General features: G+C 45.1%; 16 protein-coding genes and 1 pseudogene. 10 read left to right on the top strand and 7 right to left on the bottom strand.

All coding sequences use genetic code 11. The features are described 5' to 3' along the window. Nucleotides 1-93 precede the first annotated feature (93 nt). Both DFP77_RS15515 and DFP77_RS15510 read left to right on the top strand, forming a co-directional pair. Nucleotides 94-540, top strand: a pseudogene (locus tag DFP77_RS15515) (transposase); the annotation flags it as partial. 282 nt (nucleotides 541-822) lie between these two features. Next, entirely contained in the window at nucleotides 823-2,037 is a 1,215-nt protein-coding gene (locus DFP77_RS15510) for a LysR family transcriptional regulator (protein ID WP_114413140.1), read from the top strand. Here the strand turns inward: DFP77_RS15510 and DFP77_RS15505 are convergent. Genes DFP77_RS15505 through DFP77_RS15495 form a run of 3 tightly spaced genes read right to left on the bottom strand, consistent with a single transcriptional unit; the run spans nucleotide 2,023 to nucleotide 4,371 of the window. Continuing rightward, on the bottom strand, nucleotides 2,023-2,610 hold the full coding sequence (locus DFP77_RS15505) for a Crp/Fnr family transcriptional regulator (protein ID WP_114413139.1): 588 nt from the start codon (nucleotides 2,608-2,610) through the stop codon (nucleotides 2,023-2,025). The two genes, DFP77_RS15510 and DFP77_RS15505, sit on opposite strands and share 15 nt — an antisense overlap. Then, nucleotides 2,585-3,529 (bottom strand): DMT family transporter, encoded by a 945-nt coding sequence (locus DFP77_RS15500; protein ID WP_114413138.1) that lies wholly within the window; start codon nucleotides 3,527-3,529, stop codon nucleotides 2,585-2,587. Before DFP77_RS15500 ends, DFP77_RS15505 begins: the two co-directional genes overlap by 26 nt. Continuing rightward, a complete protein-coding gene (locus tag DFP77_RS15495) occupies nucleotides 3,526-4,371 on the bottom strand; it encodes an arylamine N-acetyltransferase family protein (RefSeq protein ID WP_114413137.1) in 846 nt (281 codons plus the stop codon). The genes DFP77_RS15500 and DFP77_RS15495 overlap by 4 nt, the downstream gene beginning before the upstream one ends. A gap of 240 nt (nucleotides 4,372-4,611) precedes the next feature. Here DFP77_RS15495 and DFP77_RS15490 point away from each other — a divergent pair, with 240 nt between their 5' ends. Genes DFP77_RS15490 through fhuB form a run of 3 tightly spaced genes read left to right on the top strand, consistent with a single transcriptional unit; the run spans nucleotide 4,612 to nucleotide 8,273 of the window. Next, nucleotides 4,612-5,379: an ABC transporter ATP-binding protein gene (locus DFP77_RS15490; protein ID WP_114413136.1), complete on the top strand. Its 768-nt coding sequence runs from the start codon at nucleotides 4,612-4,614 to the stop codon at nucleotides 5,377-5,379. Between the two features lie 9 nt (nucleotides 5,380-5,388). Next, nucleotides 5,389-6,282 (top strand): iron-siderophore ABC transporter substrate-binding protein, encoded by an 894-nt coding sequence (locus DFP77_RS15485; protein ID WP_114413135.1) that lies wholly within the window; start codon nucleotides 5,389-5,391, stop codon nucleotides 6,280-6,282. 14 nt (nucleotides 6,283-6,296) lie between these two features. Continuing rightward, a complete protein-coding gene (gene fhuB, locus DFP77_RS15480) occupies nucleotides 6,297-8,273 on the top strand; it encodes a Fe(3+)-hydroxamate ABC transporter permease FhuB (RefSeq protein WP_114413134.1) in 1,977 nt (658 codons plus the stop codon). 58 nt (nucleotides 8,274-8,331) lie between these two features. Here the strand turns inward: fhuB and DFP77_RS15475 are convergent, their stop codons facing one another. Continuing rightward, nucleotides 8,332-8,841, bottom strand: coding sequence for a GNAT family N-acetyltransferase (locus DFP77_RS15475; protein ID WP_114413133.1), 510 nt, complete (start codon nucleotides 8,839-8,841; stop codon nucleotides 8,332-8,334). 258 nt (nucleotides 8,842-9,099) lie between these two features. Between DFP77_RS15475 and DFP77_RS15470 the strand changes: the two genes are divergently transcribed. Further along, complete coding sequence (locus DFP77_RS15470; RefSeq protein ID WP_114413132.1) at nucleotides 9,100-10,026, top strand: DMT family transporter; 927 nt, start codon at nucleotides 9,100-9,102, stop codon at nucleotides 10,024-10,026. 41 nt (nucleotides 10,027-10,067) lie between these two features. Here the strand turns inward: DFP77_RS15470 and DFP77_RS15465 are convergent, their stop codons facing one another. Further along, nucleotides 10,068-10,937 carry a DUF4394 domain-containing protein gene (locus tag DFP77_RS15465; RefSeq protein WP_258861188.1) on the bottom strand — a complete coding sequence of 290 codons (870 nt, stop codon included), beginning with the start codon at nucleotides 10,935-10,937 and terminating at the stop codon, nucleotides 10,068-10,070. A gap of 663 nt (nucleotides 10,938-11,600) precedes the next feature. Here DFP77_RS15465 and DFP77_RS15460 point away from each other — a divergent pair. Then, nucleotides 11,601-12,005, top strand: a complete 405-nt coding sequence (locus DFP77_RS15460; protein WP_114413130.1) for a hypothetical protein — start codon at nucleotides 11,601-11,603, stop codon at nucleotides 12,003-12,005. A 148-nt stretch (nucleotides 12,006-12,153) separates the two neighbouring features. Here the strand turns inward: DFP77_RS15460 and DFP77_RS15455 are convergent, their stop codons facing one another. Then, on the bottom strand, nucleotides 12,154-13,158 hold the full coding sequence (locus tag DFP77_RS15455; RefSeq protein ID WP_114413129.1) for a helix-turn-helix domain-containing protein: 1,005 nt from the start codon (nucleotides 13,156-13,158) through the stop codon (nucleotides 12,154-12,156). A 227-nt stretch (nucleotides 13,159-13,385) separates the two neighbouring features. Here DFP77_RS15455 and DFP77_RS15450 point away from each other — a divergent pair, with 227 nt between their 5' ends. From DFP77_RS15450 to eat, 3 genes are all read left to right on the top strand, one after another. Next, nucleotides 13,386-14,819: an ethanolamine ammonia-lyase subunit EutB gene (locus DFP77_RS15450; protein ID WP_181858574.1), complete on the top strand. Its 1,434-nt coding sequence runs from the start codon at nucleotides 13,386-13,388 to the stop codon at nucleotides 14,817-14,819. Next, nucleotides 14,816-15,703 carry an ethanolamine ammonia-lyase subunit EutC gene (gene eutC / locus DFP77_RS15445; protein WP_258861187.1) on the top strand — a complete coding sequence of 296 codons (888 nt, stop codon included), beginning with the start codon at nucleotides 14,816-14,818 and terminating at the stop codon, nucleotides 15,701-15,703. The genes DFP77_RS15450 and eutC overlap by 4 nt, the downstream gene beginning before the upstream one ends. A gap of 74 nt (nucleotides 15,704-15,777) precedes the next feature. Continuing rightward, nucleotides 15,778-17,184 carry an ethanolamine permease gene (eat, locus tag DFP77_RS15440; RefSeq protein ID WP_114413128.1) on the top strand — a complete coding sequence of 469 codons (1,407 nt, stop codon included), beginning with the start codon at nucleotides 15,778-15,780 and terminating at the stop codon, nucleotides 17,182-17,184. A gap of 85 nt (nucleotides 17,185-17,269) precedes the next feature. Here the strand turns inward: eat and DFP77_RS15435 are convergent, their stop codons facing one another. Next, the gene (locus tag DFP77_RS15435; protein ID WP_114413127.1) at nucleotides 17,270-18,706 is read right to left on the bottom strand and encodes an NCS1 family nucleobase:cation symporter-1; all 1,437 of its coding nucleotides are present in this window, start codon (nucleotides 18,704-18,706) and stop codon (nucleotides 17,270-17,272) included. Nucleotides 18,707-18,839 lie beyond the last annotated feature (133 nt).

Below are 18,839 nucleotides of genomic sequence, written 5' to 3'. Positions count from 1 at the left end.
CAAGGCTGTTGAGAGGCTTGAGCCGTATGAGGGGTGACTCTCAAGTACGGTTCTTAGGGGAGGATGGTGTGGTAACACACTGTCCTTACCCGACTAAAAGCACATATTGGAGTCGATGCTAAACGTGGCTTGGTGCATAGTTTCACCACCACTTCTGCCAATGAACATGACCTAAACCAAATCACTGAGCTCATACATGGCGATGAGACGTTTGTCTCTGCTGACTCAGGCTACCGTGGCGTAGAAAAACGTGAGGAAACCAATAATAAGACGTTGGACTGGTTGATTGCGGAGATGCCAAGCAAGGTTCGGGAATGGAAGAAGCATCCCCGTATTAACAAACTCCCCATTAAGACTGGGTACATAAAGGCCAGTATCAGAGCAAAAGTAGAGCATCCGTTTCGGATACTGAAGTGCCAGTTTGGCTTCCGCAAAGTGGTCTATAAAGGTTTATCAAAAAATGATAATAAGCTCGCGGTGCTGTTTGCACTGGGAAACATATTGCGAGTGGATCAGATGATAAGGTCTGCACGGGGTTAATCCGTCTTGATGACGGCAGTTGGAGCTTTTAAGCCTCCAACTAAGGAATAGACACACTAAAAACCGAGATTTTTAGTGAATTAAAGAGTGAATCAGGCCAGCTGCGACTTAGTGCTAATAATCTGACTTAATCGCACGTTCCCTAAATAAAACTTGTTTATTTAAAGGTACACATAAAACATCGATCTGACATGTGCAAAATTAAAAATATAGATTTAATTTTGGTTATATCATAAATTAGTAAATCTCTTCTGGAAGATATTTACTAACAGGAAATACAAAATGAATACCTCGACACGCTTTCCTTTAACCATAAAACAATGTCGTGTCATTAGAGAAATCATGAAAAAAGGCACCGAAAAAGGCGCTGGCACCTCATTAAACCTAAGTCAATCCAGTGTCTCGCGAGCATTGTCACAAGCAGAGCATACCTTAGAGGTGAATATTTTCACGCGTGGTTGGAGCGGAGCGGAGCCTACTGCAGCAGGGGAACTAGTGATTTCGTCTTGCAACAGTATTTTGCAAGCAATTGCCGACACGGAACGTAAACTACAGCCAGATATAAGCCCCCCACTTAAACTAAAAGCCTACGTAGAATGGCGACATCTTATGATCATAGAAGCCGTAGTTAGAGTAGGCAGTGCCTCTGTTGCATCGCAAACGCTTAGTATGACGCAGCCAGCGGTCAGCAAAACCTTAAAAGAAATCGAAAACATGGTGCAGCAGCCTCTCTTCTCGAGAGCCAGCCGTGGTTTGATACCCAAAAATGCCGCCAAACAGCTCGCCTCACTTTATCTCAGAATTTCGCCTGAGGCCCAATCTCTTCAAGATCGTTTGCAATCTCTACCCAATGAACTAACAGGCAGATTATCCGTCGGTATGTTGTCTTTTTCCTGCCAAGATATTGTCCCCATTGCATTCGCCTCAATTTTTAAGCAACACTCAGGCATTCGGCTACAAGCCATGCAGGGCCCTTACCACATGTTGGCGAATGCACTACGACAAGGTGAAATAGATTGTTTTCTAGGACTGATGAGAAAAGGGCCAATCCATTCAGAGCTCATCGAGCTGCCATTATTGCGTGCTCGATACGCCTTAATAGCTCGTGCTGATCATCCCGTTCACAGCTATGCAAAAACACTAAGCGATTTGGTCAATGAACGTTGGATCGTAGCGCGTCATGGCACGCCTATTCGGGATTATTTCGAGAGTTTGTTTCATAGTATCGATAACAAGCCACCGATTCAGGCGCTTGAAATGTTAACCTTTGCTTCGTCAGAAGAGCTCGTTATTCACAGCGACGCCATTGCGCTACTATTTTATGATGATTGGAACATTAACAAACTCAACCCACGCCTGAAGCAAATACCCATTACGCTCCCCCAACCTGAATGCACAATAGGAATTACCTTGCATCGCGAGCGACAGTCCGCAATCACCCAAACCTTTATTAATGAGTTGAAGGTCTCTATTCAACATAAATTAACGTCGATTTAACTTTTGTCTAATTCGACTCAACGCCACTGGCGTGATTCCAATATAAGACGCAATTTGTTGCTGCGGAATAACATTTTTAAGTTCAGGGTAGTCGGCACAAAAATCGAGATAGCGACGCTCGGCGGAATGTTTTACAAAGGCATTTTCACGCTCTTCTTTAGCAATAAAAATGCGCTCTAGAAATTTAGCGTAACACTCTAAAAAGCCAACATCCTGACGCATCTGCTCATAAAAAGCTCGCCAAGGATAGGAAGAGATCATGCTATCTTCCAAGGCCTGAATACCGAACAAAACACGTGTTTCAGTCACCATCGCCTTAGTTGAGCCAATGATTCTTGGGCTCTTCGCAAAGGTTTGCGTGAACTCTTTGCCTTCATCGGAAACACTCACATAACGCACGAGTCCAGAATGTAAAAAATACAGACGATTCGCAAAATCCCCTTGTTGAAATAAATAATCGCCTTTTCGAATGACATGAACGTCCATTGGCACCGTCAGCCTTTGCCAATCAATGTCATAACCTAATTCGTTAAAATAGGCTTGAAAACTATTTTGCAGTTGAATTCGATCCATGGACTATTTTCACCTTGCTTAAATTGCCATCAATAAGAAACAGTGCAACACTTAAAATGAGAATACCTGAAGTAAAAGGCCAATCTACCAAGCTTAATAAACGTGATTGAGTCAACGCGGTAAATAACGCAACCCAAACGGGTATCGTATAAGACATCGCCAGCAACCGACTCGCCCCAACTGTCATCACCAAACGCTGCTGCAAGACAAAAGTAAACAAGGTGGTAAATACCGTTAAATACATTACATTCACCCAAAAACCTTGTGACGACCATTGCACCTGATCCAGTTCCCCCCAGATCATCGCAACAGGCAGCAGCCAGAGCGATCCAAATAACATAATCATAAATGCGCCAGACAGCGCGCCTAACGAACGCCCCCATTTTTGTACAGACACCACATGCAGCGCCAATAAAAAACATGCCCCAATAAAAATATAATCACCGGAATGCCACTGAAATCCATCATTGCCTTGTGTAGAAAATAACACTGTCATCGCGCCGATAGAGCCAAGAACAAAACCAATCACTCGCCATAAAGGCGCGACTTCTTTGAGCCAAACTCTCGCAATCATTACACCAATTAAGGGAACCAGTGTGTACAAAACCGATGTATTCAAAGGCGTGGTCGACTGCAAAGCGACAAACAAACCGATAAAAAAGCCGACTAACGCGCCACTGATCACCACGTAATGAAAAAGTCGCTGGCGCGAAGCAAACAACGCCTTAAACTGCTCTATTTTATTCTGCTTGCCACGCTGCCAAATGAACAATAGCGCCGGCAACATAATCAACATCGCCAATAAAAAGCGAAACGCCGAGGTCGCAATAGGACTCGCGTATTCCACCATATGACCCGATACGATAAAAGAAGACGCCATCAACCAAGCCCACAACAATAAAGTAAAAAACGCAGTCATGACTTTGCTCCAACTTTATTTACCGACAATATGGGCTCTAAAAAACGAATAAATAAATGCTCAACCACTGCGGGTTCAAGGGCAATATCAAACTCAGACGCTAAAATATTACCAAGAGATTCAGAGCTTTCGATCAACCGCTTCTGTTCACCTTGGTAATCTCTCGTAATAAATTCGTTGTTCACCAAAGCAAGGGTCTGATCTTGCTTTTTCAGCGTCACCATCAAGTTCTTTAAAAACACCGCTTGTGGATTTTTATGAGAATAAAAATGCCCTAACTCACAATCTGCATCGCTGTAAGCCGCATTGTCAAAGCGATAAAGGGTGAAATAGTCATTGTCCTTTATTACCTGAAGATCGTATTCGCCCTTACCTTTTGCCAACAGACGATAACGATCCAAACCCGCTGTTTGGTCAGTATTGATATCGAGTCGTAATGGCGCAATTGGCCCATTACCACCAAAGCCGGTGTCCACTAAATAGCTCACACCTTCTAGCGTTAACAAGGTTACTCGGTGGGTTCTACCCGCTTCGCGCTCGAGGTTATTATTCAGCACGCGCGCCAACTTAAGCTGTACGTCATAACCCAACGCTTTCAACAGCTCAAAGGTTAGTTTGTTATGCTCAAAGCAATATCCACCTAATCCTCGCGTGACGATTTTCTGACTAATAGCATCAAGGCCCAAAGAGATTTCTTCACCCAGCACCACCGCCAAACTATTAAAGCTATAACGAGCCACATGGGCCGACTGTAATGCTTTAACAAATTCCATATTTGGCTGTTCTGGCACAGTCAAATCAAGATCAGATAGATAATTTTGTAGACTAGACGACAACGACATACTGCGATCCTTTCAATAATCTGTAGATATAGAGTACAACCAAGACTACAGATGCAAAAAAGAGAAGAAATTAACCTAGGTTAATTATTGGTAACTTAAAGCCACATTGGACAGTATCTTGCTAAAGCTAGTCGAATAAACGCTATAAATGAGAAGCATTATTAATATTATCAATGTATGATATTTGTAGCCTAAGCCCATACAACAAGACGAACCCTATACATAATTACGACGAACCCTATGCTTCAGCTTAATAATGCCTCCGTTACGATATCCCCGCACACCATATTACAACCAACAAATCTAACTTTTCAAAAAGGTATTATTACGACGCTGCTTGGCCATAACGGCTGCGGAAAATCGACATTAATGAAGCTTCTAAGTCGTCAAAATGCGCCGTCTCAAGGCGAGGTTTTGCTTGAGGACAAAGCAATAACCCACTTCAAGCCAAAAGAGTTTGCACTCAAAGTAGCCTATCTCCCGCAGCATCCTCCAGTCACCGATGGTGTTACCGTTAAGGAGCTGGTTAGCTTTGGGCGTTTTCCATGGAAAGGCGCCTTTGGTCGATACACAGCGCAAGATAAAGCATTCATTCAAGAGGCAATTCAAAAAGTTGGGCTAGAAGACTATCAAGATCGCTTTGTCGCCACCCTGTCTGGTGGTGAGCGCCAGCGTGCTTGGATCGCCATGTTATTAGCCCAACAAAGTGAGTGCATCTTACTTGACGAACCAACATCTGCCTTAGATATTTCACATCAATACGAGCTATTAGCCCTAATAAGAGAACTGAATCTGAGTCTTGGGTTAACCGTCATTATGGTACTGCATGATATCAATATGGCCGCCAAATTCAGTGATCACTTAATCGCTCTGCATTCAGGCGAAGTCATTGCTCAAGGATCACCAAGCGAAATGATGAAAGTGGACACACTAGAGAAAATTTACGGCATGGAGCTGGCACTTTTTCAACACCCAATAACCGGCCATCCCATTAGCTACATTCCTTAAGGACCTATCATGAAATGTTTATTTATTTGTCTCGCCTTATTTATATCGACGCTGGTGTTTGCGGCTAACTCATCCGAGATCACCTCAAGTGCTTTTACGACGCCGCCAAAAAGAATCATTTCTATCGGCTGGGACATGACAGAGACACTACTCAGCCTTGGCGTTACACCAATAGGAATGGCGGATAAAGAAGGGTATACGGCATGGGTAGCAAGCCCTAAGCTACCGAAAGGCATTGAAGATGTTGGCGCGCGTAACGAACCAAGTTTAGAGTTATTAACAAGCCTTAAACCTGACCTAATCTTAATCAGTAGTCATTTGGCTCCTGCTATAAAGAAACTAGGCAACATAGCCCCAACATTGATTTACGATGTTTATAGTGACAAAAGAACGCCCTACAAAAACGCTCAAGAACTGACGCTAAAGCTCGGCGACATACTTGGAAAAGAACAAGAAGCCCAAAAAATCATTGCCGACACACAAGCTCTATTGAAGAAAAACGGGGCGTTAATTAAGGCCGCTAACCCTCAATTGGACCCACTCTTATTTGTCCGCTTTGTCGACAGCAGCACACTCCACTTTGAAGGGGCTGGCTCATTAATCCAAGATACAGTTAACGAAATGGGTCTACAAAATGAATGGCAGGAAAGTACGAGCTTTTGGGGATTCTCGACCGTAGAACTGGCAAAAATAGCAGAGCACCAGCAAGCCAATGTCGTTTTATTGCAATCAACCAAGCCAACCGAGTTCGATAAGTTTCAAAACTCACCACTATGGCAGGCGATGGCATTTACCCGTCAAAACAAAGTACACAAGTTACCTCCAGTCTGGAACTATGGCGGGTTGTTAGCCGTTCAGCGATTAAGCAATCAGCTTGTTGATATTTTCGCGGCGCAACCATAACGGCTTTTTATTTTATGACAGCTTTACCGATTCGAATCACTCTACCTATTGGCTTAGTGCTGGCACTTAGCTTAGTCATCGCCTTTATTCAGTATACGACGCCTTATGCCGGTGGCTGGTCGCTTTTACAAAAAGTCGTGTTTGACTACGATACGACCAATTATAAAGAGCTCATTGTTTATTTAACGTACCTGCCTAGACTCGCCATAGCCTGCATTTGCGGTTTTTCGCTTGCCGTCGCCGGTTGCATTATGCAGTTTGTATTGCGCAACCCTATCGCAGCACCGACGACATTGGGAGTCGCCTCTGGCGCTCAATTAGGTATGGTTTTGGGGGTGCTTTTTATACCCGCTAGCATGACATTACCTCATTTTATTCCGGCTTTCATTGGTGGTGCAGGCACCAGCATACTCGTGTTTTTAATTGCCGCTAGAAAAGGTTTTGCTCCCATTCATTTAATTCTTTCAGGAATGGTCATCAGCCTATTTATTGGCGCAACAAATACCATGCTTATGTTGGTTTATGAACGCAATTTAAGCTCTGTTTTCATTTGGGGAGCAGGCGCATTACACCAAAATAGTTGGGAGTCAGTGCAACGTATTTTGCCCCTGCTGAGTGTGCCAATGATTGCGTTATTGCTCATTCAACGACCTCTTTATACGTTAATTTTAGGAGACAGTGTTTCCAACACAATAGGCAACAATGTAAAACGCATTAAGCTTATTGCCTTGACCTCGGCCATTTTCATTACCGCTGTGATTGTGAGTGAAGTGGGCATTATTGGCTTTATTGGCATTGTCGCACCAGGCATTACTCGACTATTAGGCGTTAGAAACCTGACAAAGCAAATACTTGCTAGCGGATTAGTGGGGGCGTTAATTCTGTTGTTCGCCGATCAGTTGACGCAGCCTATATCGGCAGCGACAGGTGATTTGCTTCCTACTGGCGCAATGACCGCACTGTTAGGTGCACCGTTCTTATTATGGCTGCTCAATCGCCAAACTTGGCCATCTCAGTTACGTGCGACCGATGAAGCTGCTCCTCACCTTCGCCACCGCCGTTTTCTGCCCCTTCTTGTCGCATTACTTGTCGCCTTGGTAAGCATTTCTTTCCTGGCTTTGTTTGTCGGTAAAAATACACTGGGCTGGGAATTCGCGGTCAATGATACGTTACTGCATCTGCGTACACCCCGAATACTGGGCGCCCTTTTTGCGGGTATTGGTTTAGCCATTACAGGAACGCTTATTCAACGCCTAACGAACAACCCGATGGCTAGCCCAGAAATTTTAGGCATAAGCTCCGGCGCGGCGCTTACCCTTGTCTTATGCACTCTTATTTTTGGCATCAGCATTAACCGCTATGAGCAAATTCTTATTGGCACATTGGGTGCTCTCGCCGTTACCTCAATGATTTGGTGGCTAGGTAAAAAGCATCGTTTTGCTCCCTCTCAGCTATTACTAACAGGCATAGCTTTAAGCGCGGCTTTAGATGCGATCATGCGAATTTCTATGTCATCTGGCCAAGAAAATGTCAGCACCCTGCTGACCTGGCTTTCAGGATCCACCTACTTAGTGAGTTATCAAGACGTGAGTATTTTAGCGGTTGGCGTGGCTGTGTTTGGCCTTATCGCCGTGCTGCTTCATCGGTGGCTAGATTTAATCGCTCTTGGTGAAGTATCTGCCAGCAGTGTAGGACTCAATACACTGCTCGTTCGCCGAGTCATATTTGTCTTGATTGCGGCAATAACAACACTCTGTACCGCCATCATAGGCCCACTGACGTTTATCGGCTTGTTAGCGCCACACATGGCACGCGCACTTAACCAAAACACGGCCTATAAACAGCTAATAACCGCTTGCCTACTTGGCGCTTTAGTCATGGTGATGGCAGATTGGATGGGTCGAGTTATTTGGTTCCCTTGGCAATTCCCCGCGGGATTACTGTCATCCTTAATTGGCGGTGCTTACTTTCTTTATCTAATGAGGAAGTGATCCCAGAAAAACGACGTTAAGCCAAACCCAATTTTTCAAAGACGTTGGGCTTGGCTTTTTAATGACTTCCACCAACCTCTTTTTCAAACCACTCTACATCCCAGTATTGTCCAAATTTTCGGCCCACTTCTAGGTAGACACCTACGGATTCAAAGCCGAATTTTTCATGGATAATTTGTGAGGCTTCGTTGGGTAAGGTGATGCCCGCGTAGGCGCGGTGTACGTCTTCTGTTTCCAGTTGCTCAAACAGCTCAAGATACAGAGCGGTTCCTAGACCTCGACCTTTGGTGTTTGGCTTTAGATAAATACTAACTTCCACCGAGGTTTCATAAGCGCGTTTTGGTTTGAATTGACCGCTACAAGCATAACCAAGAATTTCACCGTCTTGTTCCGCCACCAGTAAACGATGTCGACCTGTGGGCGCAAACTGCGAAAACCAAACCGCTCGACCTTCTAATGTATAAGGCTCTATATCGAAAGTCGTCGCAGTATTCACAATGTAGTGATTATAAAGGTCCGTTAACGCGGGTAGATCATCAATCACAGCAGGACGAATTTGGATGCTCATTTTCACCTCCCAATGGCAATTATCTAAGACTGAAGCGATACTCTTTTTTTAACATGCTTTACATTGCTGTAGTAGATAATTTGAGGCGACACGGCGACTAATTAGGGACTGATGAAGAATACAGTTTCTTTCTTCTAAACCTACCTATCAATTGTCTAACCCATTGTAGGTATATAGACGACATGGAAGATGGCTTACGCTTGTTAACCATTCCTGTCAGGCATGCAGCCTGAACAATACCACAACAAGGACGTAATAATGACAGTTCGATCCCACCGCACCGCCATATTCATGCTGACCTTTGTCGCCTTTGTGTGGGGATCTGAGTTCACCTTGATTGATTTGGCAATGGAAATAATGCCAGTAAATACCTTCAATGCGATTCGCTTTACCTTGGCGGGACTGGCGCTGATTCCGTTATTTTTCTTCTCTACAGAACGCATCCCCACTCAGCAAATGCCCTCTTTGATGTTCAAAGGCGCACTTCTCGGCTTACTGCTGTTTATTGCCTTTTATACGCAGACCGAAGGACTTAGGCATACCAGTGTGTCGAACGCAGGTTTTATCACAGGGTTGGCGTCGCCGCTGTTGCCGGTACTTGGCTTACTGCTGTTCAGAAAAAAAGTCAGTCGTTCTGTGTGTGTTGGCGTGTTGTTTGCCACGGCAGGACTGTACTTGTTAACCGTTGGAGACAAACTGGTCTTCAATCAAGGAGACTCGCTTGTGCTGATTTGTGCGTTTGCGTTTGCCATTCACATGTTGTTAACGGGACGCTTTGTGAGCGCAATGCCCGTCATTCCGCTGACGATCATTCAATTGCTGGCGGTGGGAATTTACAGTGGCATCAGTGCATTTCTCTCGTCTGAACCTGCATTTTATTTAGCAGGAAATACGCCACTTAGCTGGTACGACAGCGTTTTTTCACCGATCGTATTGTCGGCTATTTTGATCGCAGGAATATTAGGCACCGCCTACGCTTATTGGGCACAATCGGCGTGTCAGAAAATCTTACCCGACTACAAAGTGGCGCTTATTTTTACTCTAGAACCCATCTTTGCCTGCGCCACCGCCAGCCTATTCCTAAACGAAACACTCGGCATCATCGGCTTAATCGGCGCAGCTAGCATACTGCTGGGCATGCTCATCGCAGAAACCGGCAACAAATTCTTCTTTCGAACAAATTAGGGTCAGATGAAAAATACGCCTGACCCTATCTATCCTTGTTATTATTTGCCGCCAGAGACGGCGAAGCCGCTAAAGCCACCCATTGGTAGGTCGGCCATTAAGGTTGCCGCGCCTGTCGTAAGGTTCATAGAGTAAAGACCAGCTTTTGATGCACCTTCGAGCTGTAATACAGCGTAAGCGGCGTCAGAACCTTCTTTGGCAGAAACAATATCGAAGCCACCCATTGATGATACGTCTACGGCCTTGCCATTGATGGTGATCTTAGCGACGGTTTTTAATTCGCCTGCATTATTAGCAAGGCTGACCAAGGAATCTGTTTTGCTGTCTAACGCAAACTGGAAAGTGCTCGATGCTTTTGCACCGGCAATGGCGTTCGTGTAAGCATTGGCAAAAATTTCAGGCGTCATGCCTTCGTTGCTATCGCCTTTTGCATAGAATGTTGAGGTGAATTTTAATACTGAATTAGCACGCTTATCTTGGTCACCAAAACCGACTGGGAAATACACCAAGTTGGTACCGTCAGAGCCAACCATACGAACAGCATCAATGGCGTTATTAAAATCCATCGCGGTTGCTGAAGCATCCTTTGAAATCATGGCACCTTTTGTGAAGCTAGCACCAAGATCAGTTAGCTTGCCAGTCTTAGCATCAACAGAATAGACAGCACCATTGGAATAGCCCAACAGCTCGCCAGTGACAGGACGATAAGCCACGGCATCAAGCTTACTACTTAGCGTAAAAGTGTCCATTTTAGCGGGAGACGCGATAGACCCCATTGTGATCAAGGTCGTTCCATTATTGGCAAGCGCGTATCCAGCGATATGGCTATCTTGGTCTGATGTTCCATAAAAGCCAGTTGAACAAGCAGAAACAGCGAAAGCAGTTGAGGCAGCAATAATTGTCTTTTTCATCATAATCATCCTATATGAGTTTTATCAGTGAACTGGGTGTCACCCAGTTGGGTGGCTCATACAGAGATACTCATCTTTTAAAAAAAGGTTTCAGATAAAGGATATTTTGTTGAAAAATAATTTTCGGGGTGATGAAAAAGTAGTAAAAGAAGGGGCTAATTCGAGGCAGATAAAGAATACGCTGCCGGTGTTATTAGGGTCAGATGAAAATGAATCTTCAATTTTTATCTGACCCTAATTGCTCTAAAACGACTGCATAGAAAGCTCAAGCAACTGGGTTAAAAGCCGTCGTTTAAGGCCATCTCCATGACCAGTTGGAGAAATGCCGCGAGTCCATTATCCAGCTATGCGATGCCAAAAAAATGGTTCTGTGAACAAGATTTTGTGAATATTGAAGAAGCGAGAACGGGGTATGTGTTCAATGTTTACACTGAATGTAAGTTTACATGAGCCGTATACGAGGTCCGTACCTGCGGTTCTGTGAGAGGAGTCAGGCGGTAACACCTCACCCTACTCGATGTGGTGATTTGTATAGAAAGTGTCTAAATAATGACAACCCCCCCATTTGAGGCATTAAAAAAGAGAATATAAAGCTTAAGATGTTTTAAGCGTTCGCTTTTACAGCGTTGCTACCATCTTTAAATAATGCCTATGGGAGAAATAATGATGAAATCTTATTTAGCGTTAATTGGTGTCGTATTTAGTATGTTGTTAGTAAGCGTTGAAGTTCATGCAGGTAATCCAGGTAAAAGCGCAATGAATTGCATTAGAGCATCGACCAATTCAAATAGTAGTGACAACCTTGTATTTGAAAATCGATGTGGGTATCAGGTATTCGTAGTTTGGTGTGGTGATTTACGTTGGAGTAAAAACGAATGCGGTGATGGGAAAAACGGCAATTTTTATACCCAATCAGCGAACATTTCCCCTTATGATGAGAAAACAACAACGTTAAAGTCTGGTGGACGATACCAGTACGCAGCGTGTGAAGGTCGCATTAGCTTTGGCACAGATGGGATCGAGCACCCAAGATATGATAATGGGAGCTTTCGTTGTACTCGTACTTAGTTAGTGTTAAAGGTATGGCTCAATAACATCTAAAAGCGAGTTTGATCCAGACTCGCTTTTAGATTACTTTTCTTTGGTTATGATTTCGCATCACAAGTTATTAGGTCAGATCATGATGACTTCGGGTTTTCACACTTTGTTAAGTAAGTCAACCACTCAACCCTGTGAGTGTTTTTGAAGGCGTTTCACCAAACAGTTGTTTGTAGTCTTTGGCAAACTGGCTCAGGTGCCAAAATCCCCATTGGGCGGCGATGTCGCTGACGGCTTGGCCGTGTTGGGCTTGGACAAGTGAACGACGCACGCCGTTTAGTCGGCTGATGCGCAGGTATTGAATCGGGCTGACGCCGAGAATGCTTTCAAAGCTGTATTGCAGGGTGCGACGGCTGACGTTGGTTACTTCACACAACTGGGTAACTGTGACAGGTTCATCAAGGAGTTGATCTAAAAACAGACGCGCATTATCTACAACGCTTTTACGGTGATAATAGCTTTGTGTTTTGGCAGGTTGTGGGGTTTCTACTTTGAGTACTTCCAACAAAGCCATCATGACAATGTCTTGCTGCAAGCGCGGTGGCGTTCTGCTTTCTGCACTGAGCAAACGCGCGAGTAAGAAGCGCACTTCGTCTAGGGTTTTGTCAGGTACGCCAAGGCGACCACATTCGGTGAGTTCTTTCCAATTTAGATCCACACCATGAATCAACGCCATCTTCATTAGCTTGGACTGATCCACCACTAGTCCATATAGATCGTAATCTTGCGGTGTGGAAAGCTGGAAATCACAATCGCCCGGTCGACACATGATGTTATTTTCATGAATCGTTAAACCGTTAATGCGACTCTCTTCTTGATCGGCAAGAGGAATCCCCAACCAAACAGAGTCAGGCCAAACGACACATTTTTGCTGCAATGACTGACTGGTGTGCTCACAAAAAACCTGCAATCCATCAAACGGCAGCTCGACAATACGACCGTAAAAGCTACCACGGCTAGTCTGATCGTACTCTTGTTGCCAATTGGTCAGATTACTGGCGTGCAAATCGGCGTCGTGCGCTTCCGACAATCTTACTTTCGGCACACGAACTTGCGATGCATCAGCTTTCGATATATCAGAGGAAATGCCCTGTTTTGGTGCGTCAATCATTGAATTCAACATAAGCACGTCTGTCCATGTTTATTGATTTTCTTCGAAATAAATAGAAAACCAACCTAACAATTTGAAAAATAAAGATTTTATTAATTTTGCCATTATTCGATAACGTCGTTTTATGGAATTCCGTAATGTTAACTAACGTCATATATGTTCAAGCTATGCAAAATTGACACCTTTTTCTAGTTTGCTTTCTTGAACCAACACCCTCTCAGTAAAGCGCGAGAATCATTATGAGCAAGCTACATTCTTCTCAACGTCAGCACTTTCAATTTAGCAACATAGTTGGAGGACGCACCTTCGGCTTTGTCGATCTTGCCGAGTTAATGGCGAAGGCCACACCGGCACGATCTGGTGATCGCTTAGCCGGTGTGGCCGCCGAAAGCGCTGAGGAGCGTGTCATTGCACAAATGACGCTTGCCGATGTTCCACTGAGCCTTTTCCTAGAGCAAGCCCTCGTTCCCTATGAAGCAGATGAAATTACCCGACTAATATTAGACGATCATGACAAAACTGCCTTTTCTTTGATTTCACATCTTACCGTGGGCGGGTTTCGTGATTGGCTATTGAGCGATTTAGCCACCAGCGACGTGCTGACGAAGATTCGCCCGGGCGTGACACCAGAAATGGCGGCCGCTGTGAGTAAAATCATGCGCAATCAGGATTTGATTCTGGTCGCCAAAAAATGCCATGTCAAAACCGCGTTTCGTAACACCATAGGTTTGCCAGGGCATTTGTCGACGCGCTTACAACCCAACCACCCAACGGACGATTTAACCGGCATCGCGGCCAGTATGTTAGACGGTTTGCTCTACGCCAACGGCGACGCTGTAATTGGCATCAACCCTGCTACCGACAACGTGCAGCAAGCCACGCGCTTGATCAAGATGATGGACGAAGTCATCCAGCATTATGAAATCCCGACTCAATCTTGCGTTTTAACTCACGTAACCAACACCATTGAATGCATTGAACAAGGCGCACCAGTGGATTTGGTTTTTCAATCGATCGGCGGCACCCAAGCCACCAACGACAGCTTTGGGTTTAACCTCGCTAATCTGGCTGAGGCACAAGATGCAGCCTTGTCGCTGAATCGCGGCACGGTTGGCAACAACGTTATGTATTTCGAAACAGGCCAAGGCAGCGCTTTATCAGCCAACGCCAATCACGGCTTGGATCAGCAAACCTGTGAAGCGCGCGCTTATGCAGTAGCACGTAAGTTCAATCCATTGCTGGTTAACACGGTAGTCGGCTTCATCGGCCCTGAATATTTGTACGATGGCAAAGAAATCACCCGTGCGGGTTTGGAAGATCATTTCTGCGGCAAGTTGCTTGGCTTACCCATGGGTTGTGATGTTTGCTACACCAATCATGCCGAAGCCGACCAAAACGACATGGATAATTTACTGACACTTTTAGGTGTCGCTGGTTGCACTTTTGTTATGGGCATCCCTGGTTCCGACGACATCATGTTGAACTACCAGACAACCTCGTTTCATGATGCGCTATATGCTCGAAAGGTATTAGGATTGAAGCCGTCGCCGGAATTTGATCTCTGGCTAGCCAAGATGGAAATCTTCAAAAACAACGAGCAATTTACGCTCAATCACCAGCTACCCGATGCGTTTCATAAGTCACTCAATCGTATGATTGGAGGTCGCTCATGAGCCAAGACATCCCTCAATCTAATAAGTCTTTTCCGACCCATCCACATGCTTCTGTTGTTACTGGAAAAGAAGAACCCGTTACGGAAAACGCATGGAGCAAGCTTAATGCCTTTACCGACGCACGTGTGGGCTTGGGGCGTTCAGGTATCAGCGTTCCGACCAAACATCTATTAGCCTTTCAGCTGGCTCATGCTCAGGCCATCGATGCCGTTCACACCCAACTTGATAGCGGGGCTTTGTCGAAGGCTCTTTTAGAGCAAGATTGGGCGAAAGATTGGACGAAGAACTGTCCCCCCCTAATGCTGCACAGTCGCGCGACGGATCGCGCAACCTATCTACAGCGTCCAGATTATGGCCGCCGATTAGACGAAGAATCCGCCAATAAACTAGACGAACATCGAGCTTCCACCACGCAAGATTATGACCTTGCCATTGTGGTGGTGGATGGTTTGTCATCACTGGCAATAGAGCAAAACACGCTGCCTTTTCTGCAAGCGCTTGCTAGCCATATAAACGATTGGAAGCTAACGCCTATCTGCTTTGTAAAACAAGGTCGCGTGGCCATTGGCGATGATATTTGCGAACGACTCAACGCCAAGTGCGTTTTGGTGTTAATAGGCGAACGCCCGGGGCTGAGCTCGCCTGATAGCCTAGGTTTGTACCTGACTTGGGGTGGCAAAGTCGGCTTTACCGACGCCTACCGCAACTGCATATCTAATGTTCGACCTGCTGGCTTGGTTTACCAAGAAGCGGCGCGCAAAGCCTTTTACTTACTAAACGAAGCACGAACCCTGAAGCTGTCTGGCGTGAAACTTAAAGACAGATCAGACGATGATTTAATTATGGACACCAGCAAGGAGTCGAAGAACTTCCTCATCTCTTAGGGACAAGAAATACATAAGCCCATCGGGCAAAAATGACAGTTAATCCACTTAACTAGAGCATAAAAGGAACGACAATGAGTGATCAATTAGATAAGGAATACCTGGCAAAACGCCAGTTAAAAAAGGGCTCCGCTGGCTGGATTTTGCTAGCGGGTTTAGGAGTTTCTTACGTAATATCAGGCGATTTCGCAGGCTGGAACTTTGGTATCGCTGAAGCTGGCTGGGGTGGCTTTGCAATTGCAGCCGGATTGATGGCCGTGATGTATCTGACGCTGGTTTTATCCTTGGCAGAAATGTCCGCAGCGATCCCAGCGGCAGGCGGCGGTTATAGTTTTGCTCGCCAAGCAATGGGGCCTACTGGCGGCTATCTAACTGGATTAGCCGTGTTAATCGAGTACGCTTTGGCACCGGCGGCCATTGTCATTTTTATCGGCTCTGCGGTTGAAGCCCTCTTAGGATTTAATGGGCCTTGGGTCTACGCCGCATTTTATTTGGTCTTTATTGCCATCCACTTGGCTGGAGTTGGTGAAGCGCTAAAAGTCATGATGGTTATCAGTGGCTTGGCGGTTATCGCTATCTTAGCAACAGCGGTTGCCTTGATTGGTGATTTTGATACGAGCCGCTTATTTGATGTTGCCGTAACCGATGCGGCAGGCGCGTCTGAGTTTATGCCTATGGGTTGGTATGGTATTTGGGCCGCACTGCCATTTGGTATGTGGTTATTCTTGGCTGTTGAAGGCGTTCCTCTTGCAGCGGAAGAAGCAAAAGACCCAGCGAAAGATGTGCCTAAGGGCATTATCGCCGCGATGATTTTCTTACTTTTTACTGCACTTTTAGTAGTGTTTTTATTGGCGGGCGCTGCAGGTGCAGACGCCATGAGTAAGAGCGCTGTGCCTTTAGTGGATGCATTGAACTTTGCAGGTCACGGAACCTTGGCAACCGCGGTTAACGTATTGGGACTTGCTGGCTTGATCGCCTCTTTCTTCTCCATCATCTACGGTTACAGCCGTTTGGTATTCGCTTTGTCTCGCGCCGGTTACCTTCCTAAGAGCTTGTCTGTTACCGATAAACGCAAAGTGCCTTCTCGTGCTTTGATCGTATCTGGTATTTTGGGCTTCCTTGCCTCTTTAACTGGCGAAGGCGATCTGATGTTAGCCATGGCCGTGGTTGGCGCGACTGTGTCTTATGCTTTGATGGCGTTAAGCCATATCTTGTTACGTATCAAACAGCCAAACATGGAACGCCCATATAAAACGCCAGGCGGTATCGTTACCTCATCTATCGCTTTTGTTTTGTCTCTATTGGCTCTGACTGGCGTTTACGCTTACGATCCACGCGCGTTTTTCTACACGCTGGTCTTGTTCGCCATTGGCGCCGCTTACTACTTCTTGTACAGCAAAAGTCGCCTTGTGGCGAAAACACCTGAAGAAGAGTTCGACATGTTGGCCGCTGCTGAAGCAGACCTTGCTGCCTCAACTTAATTCGACTCAATAACTTTCGTCACAACAAAAAGCCCCGCATTGAAAAATGCGGGGCTTCATTTTCTACACATTTTCTTAGATCAAATTACGACTTCGCAAGATTCATACTTTGCAAGGCAACACGCTCAGGTTCCATCATATAACGGTAAGCCAAAGCCGCCACAATACCACCAATGAAGATGGCGTAATTTGCCAAAGAACTAAATACAAAGGTCGCTAAGATAGAAACAAAGCCAGCAATCAGTAAGGCATAAACACTCTTCTTATTCACGCCATTCTCATACCAGTATCGACCTTTTGGCGATTCCGTATACAAAGCCGCTACATAGATATGACCTTTCTTGATGAAGTAGTAATCAACAATAATAATACCGTACAAAGGCCCTATCATTGCGCCTAATACGTCCACTGTGTAGTGGATCACTTCTGGGTTATTGAACAAGTTCCAAGGCGTTAGCAAAACAGAGCCAAACGCAGCGATAAAGCCACCCGCTTTAAAGCTGATTTTCTGTGGAGAGACATTCGAGAAATCAAACGCTGGTGCAACAAAGTTCGCCACAATATTGATACCCACTGTAGCAAAGATAAACGTCAGCGCGCCAAGTACCGTAATAAAGCCAGAATCCAGTTGCTTCACTGTTTCCACAGGGTCCGTAATCATCTGACCAAATACAGGAATCGAAGCAGAAACAATCACCACACTAAATAAAGAGAACAACACAAAGTTAACGGGCAAGCCCAATATATTACCTAGTTTCAACTTTTTATAACTGCCGCAATAACGAGAGAAGTCACTGAAGTTCAACGTTGGACCTGCAAAATACGCCGCTACTAAAGCAATCGCGATGAACATCTGCACATACACATCTAGGCCCGTCAGGTTATTTGAACTCAGATTGAAACTGATGTTTTCCCAACCCGCTCGATCCACCATATAAATGCACAAAGCAAACATAGCGATATAAATAGCAGGACCAGACCAATCGATCACTTTACGAATCATATCCATACCAAACATGAACACAATCCCTTGCACAAGCCACATCGCAGTGAAGCCAATCCAACCTAAGTACGAAAGCCCAATGAATGACTTATCAGCAAGAGACGCCATATCTGGAAAAAAGTACAACAGAAGGATGATGAAGGAACTGGATGCCAAAAAGGTTTGAATACCGTACCAAACAACCGCGATCAAGCCACGAATGATGGCTGGAATATTAGCGCCGAACACACCAAAAGACATTCGTGCTACCACAGGAAAAGGGATACCTGCTTTCTGTCCCGGCTTCCCCATCAAGTTGGCAAACACCAATACAATAGAAATCCCTAATAACAAACTGATAAACACCTGAATACCATTCAGACCTAGCGCAAACAGGCTGGCGGCAAACACATAACCACCCACACTGTGTACATCAGACATCCAGAAAGCGAAGATGCTGTACCAACCCCATTTCTGATCTTTTTCTGGCAAGAGATCACTATTTGCCAATTTAGGACTTTGCTCAAACTCTTTCTTCATGGCTACATTCCTTTTATATTGTATACAATGCTAAATACAATTTATGTGCCAACAATAGAGTTCAATAAATATAAGCAATAACAGAAATGACAAACGAAAACATCGATAAAATTGCACTAAATTAAGTCAAAAG

It is taken from the genome of Marinomonas foliarum, assembly GCF_003337275.1.
GTDB classification, from domain to species: domain Bacteria; phylum Pseudomonadota; class Gammaproteobacteria; order Pseudomonadales; family Marinomonadaceae; genus Marinomonas; species Marinomonas foliarum.
Note: the sequence above shows the minus strand (reverse complement) of the source record. Positions and strands in the feature narration are given on the sequence as shown.

Bases quoted from the DNA above. Each gene is read 5' to 3' on its own strand.
- DFP77_RS15510 (WP_114413140.1), top strand. From the start codon at position 823: ATGAATACCTCGACACGCTTTCCTTTAACCATAAAACAATGTCGTGTC.
- DFP77_RS15470 (WP_114413132.1), top strand. From the start codon at position 9,100: ATGACAGTTCGATCCCACCGCACCGCCATATTCATGCTGACCTTTGTC.
- DFP77_RS15460 (WP_114413130.1), top strand. From the start codon at position 11,601: ATGATGAAATCTTATTTAGCGTTAATTGGTGTCGTATTTAGTATGTTG.
- DFP77_RS15505 (WP_114413139.1), bottom strand. From the start codon at position 2,610: ATGGATCGAATTCAACTGCAAAATAGTTTTCAAGCCTATTTTAACGAA.
- eutC (WP_258861187.1), top strand. From the start codon at position 14,816: ATGAGCCAAGACATCCCTCAATCTAATAAGTCTTTTCCGACCCATCCA.
- DFP77_RS15500 (WP_114413138.1), bottom strand. From the start codon at position 3,529: ATGACTGCGTTTTTTACTTTATTGTTGTGGGCTTGGTTGATGGCGTCT.
- DFP77_RS15490 (WP_114413136.1), top strand. From the start codon at position 4,612: ATGCTTCAGCTTAATAATGCCTCCGTTACGATATCCCCGCACACCATA.
- DFP77_RS15475 (WP_114413133.1), bottom strand. From the start codon at position 8,841: ATGAGCATCCAAATTCGTCCTGCTGTGATTGATGATCTACCCGCGTTA.
- DFP77_RS15465 (WP_258861188.1), bottom strand. From the start codon at position 10,937: ATGAAAAAGACAATTATTGCTGCCTCAACTGCTTTCGCTGTTTCTGCT.
- DFP77_RS15495 (WP_114413137.1), bottom strand. From the start codon at position 4,371: ATGTCGTTGTCGTCTAGTCTACAAAATTATCTATCTGATCTTGATTTG.
- DFP77_RS15435 (WP_114413127.1), bottom strand. From the start codon at position 18,706: ATGAAGAAAGAGTTTGAGCAAAGTCCTAAATTGGCAAATAGTGATCTC.
- DFP77_RS15485 (WP_114413135.1), top strand. From the start codon at position 5,389: ATGAAATGTTTATTTATTTGTCTCGCCTTATTTATATCGACGCTGGTG.
- DFP77_RS15455 (WP_114413129.1), bottom strand. From the start codon at position 13,158: ATGTTGAATTCAATGATTGACGCACCAAAACAGGGCATTTCCTCTGAT.
- fhuB (WP_114413134.1), top strand. From the start codon at position 6,297: ATGACAGCTTTACCGATTCGAATCACTCTACCTATTGGCTTAGTGCTG.
- DFP77_RS15450 (WP_181858574.1), top strand. From the start codon at position 13,386: ATGAGCAAGCTACATTCTTCTCAACGTCAGCACTTTCAATTTAGCAAC.
- eat (WP_114413128.1), top strand. From the start codon at position 15,778: ATGAGTGATCAATTAGATAAGGAATACCTGGCAAAACGCCAGTTAAAA.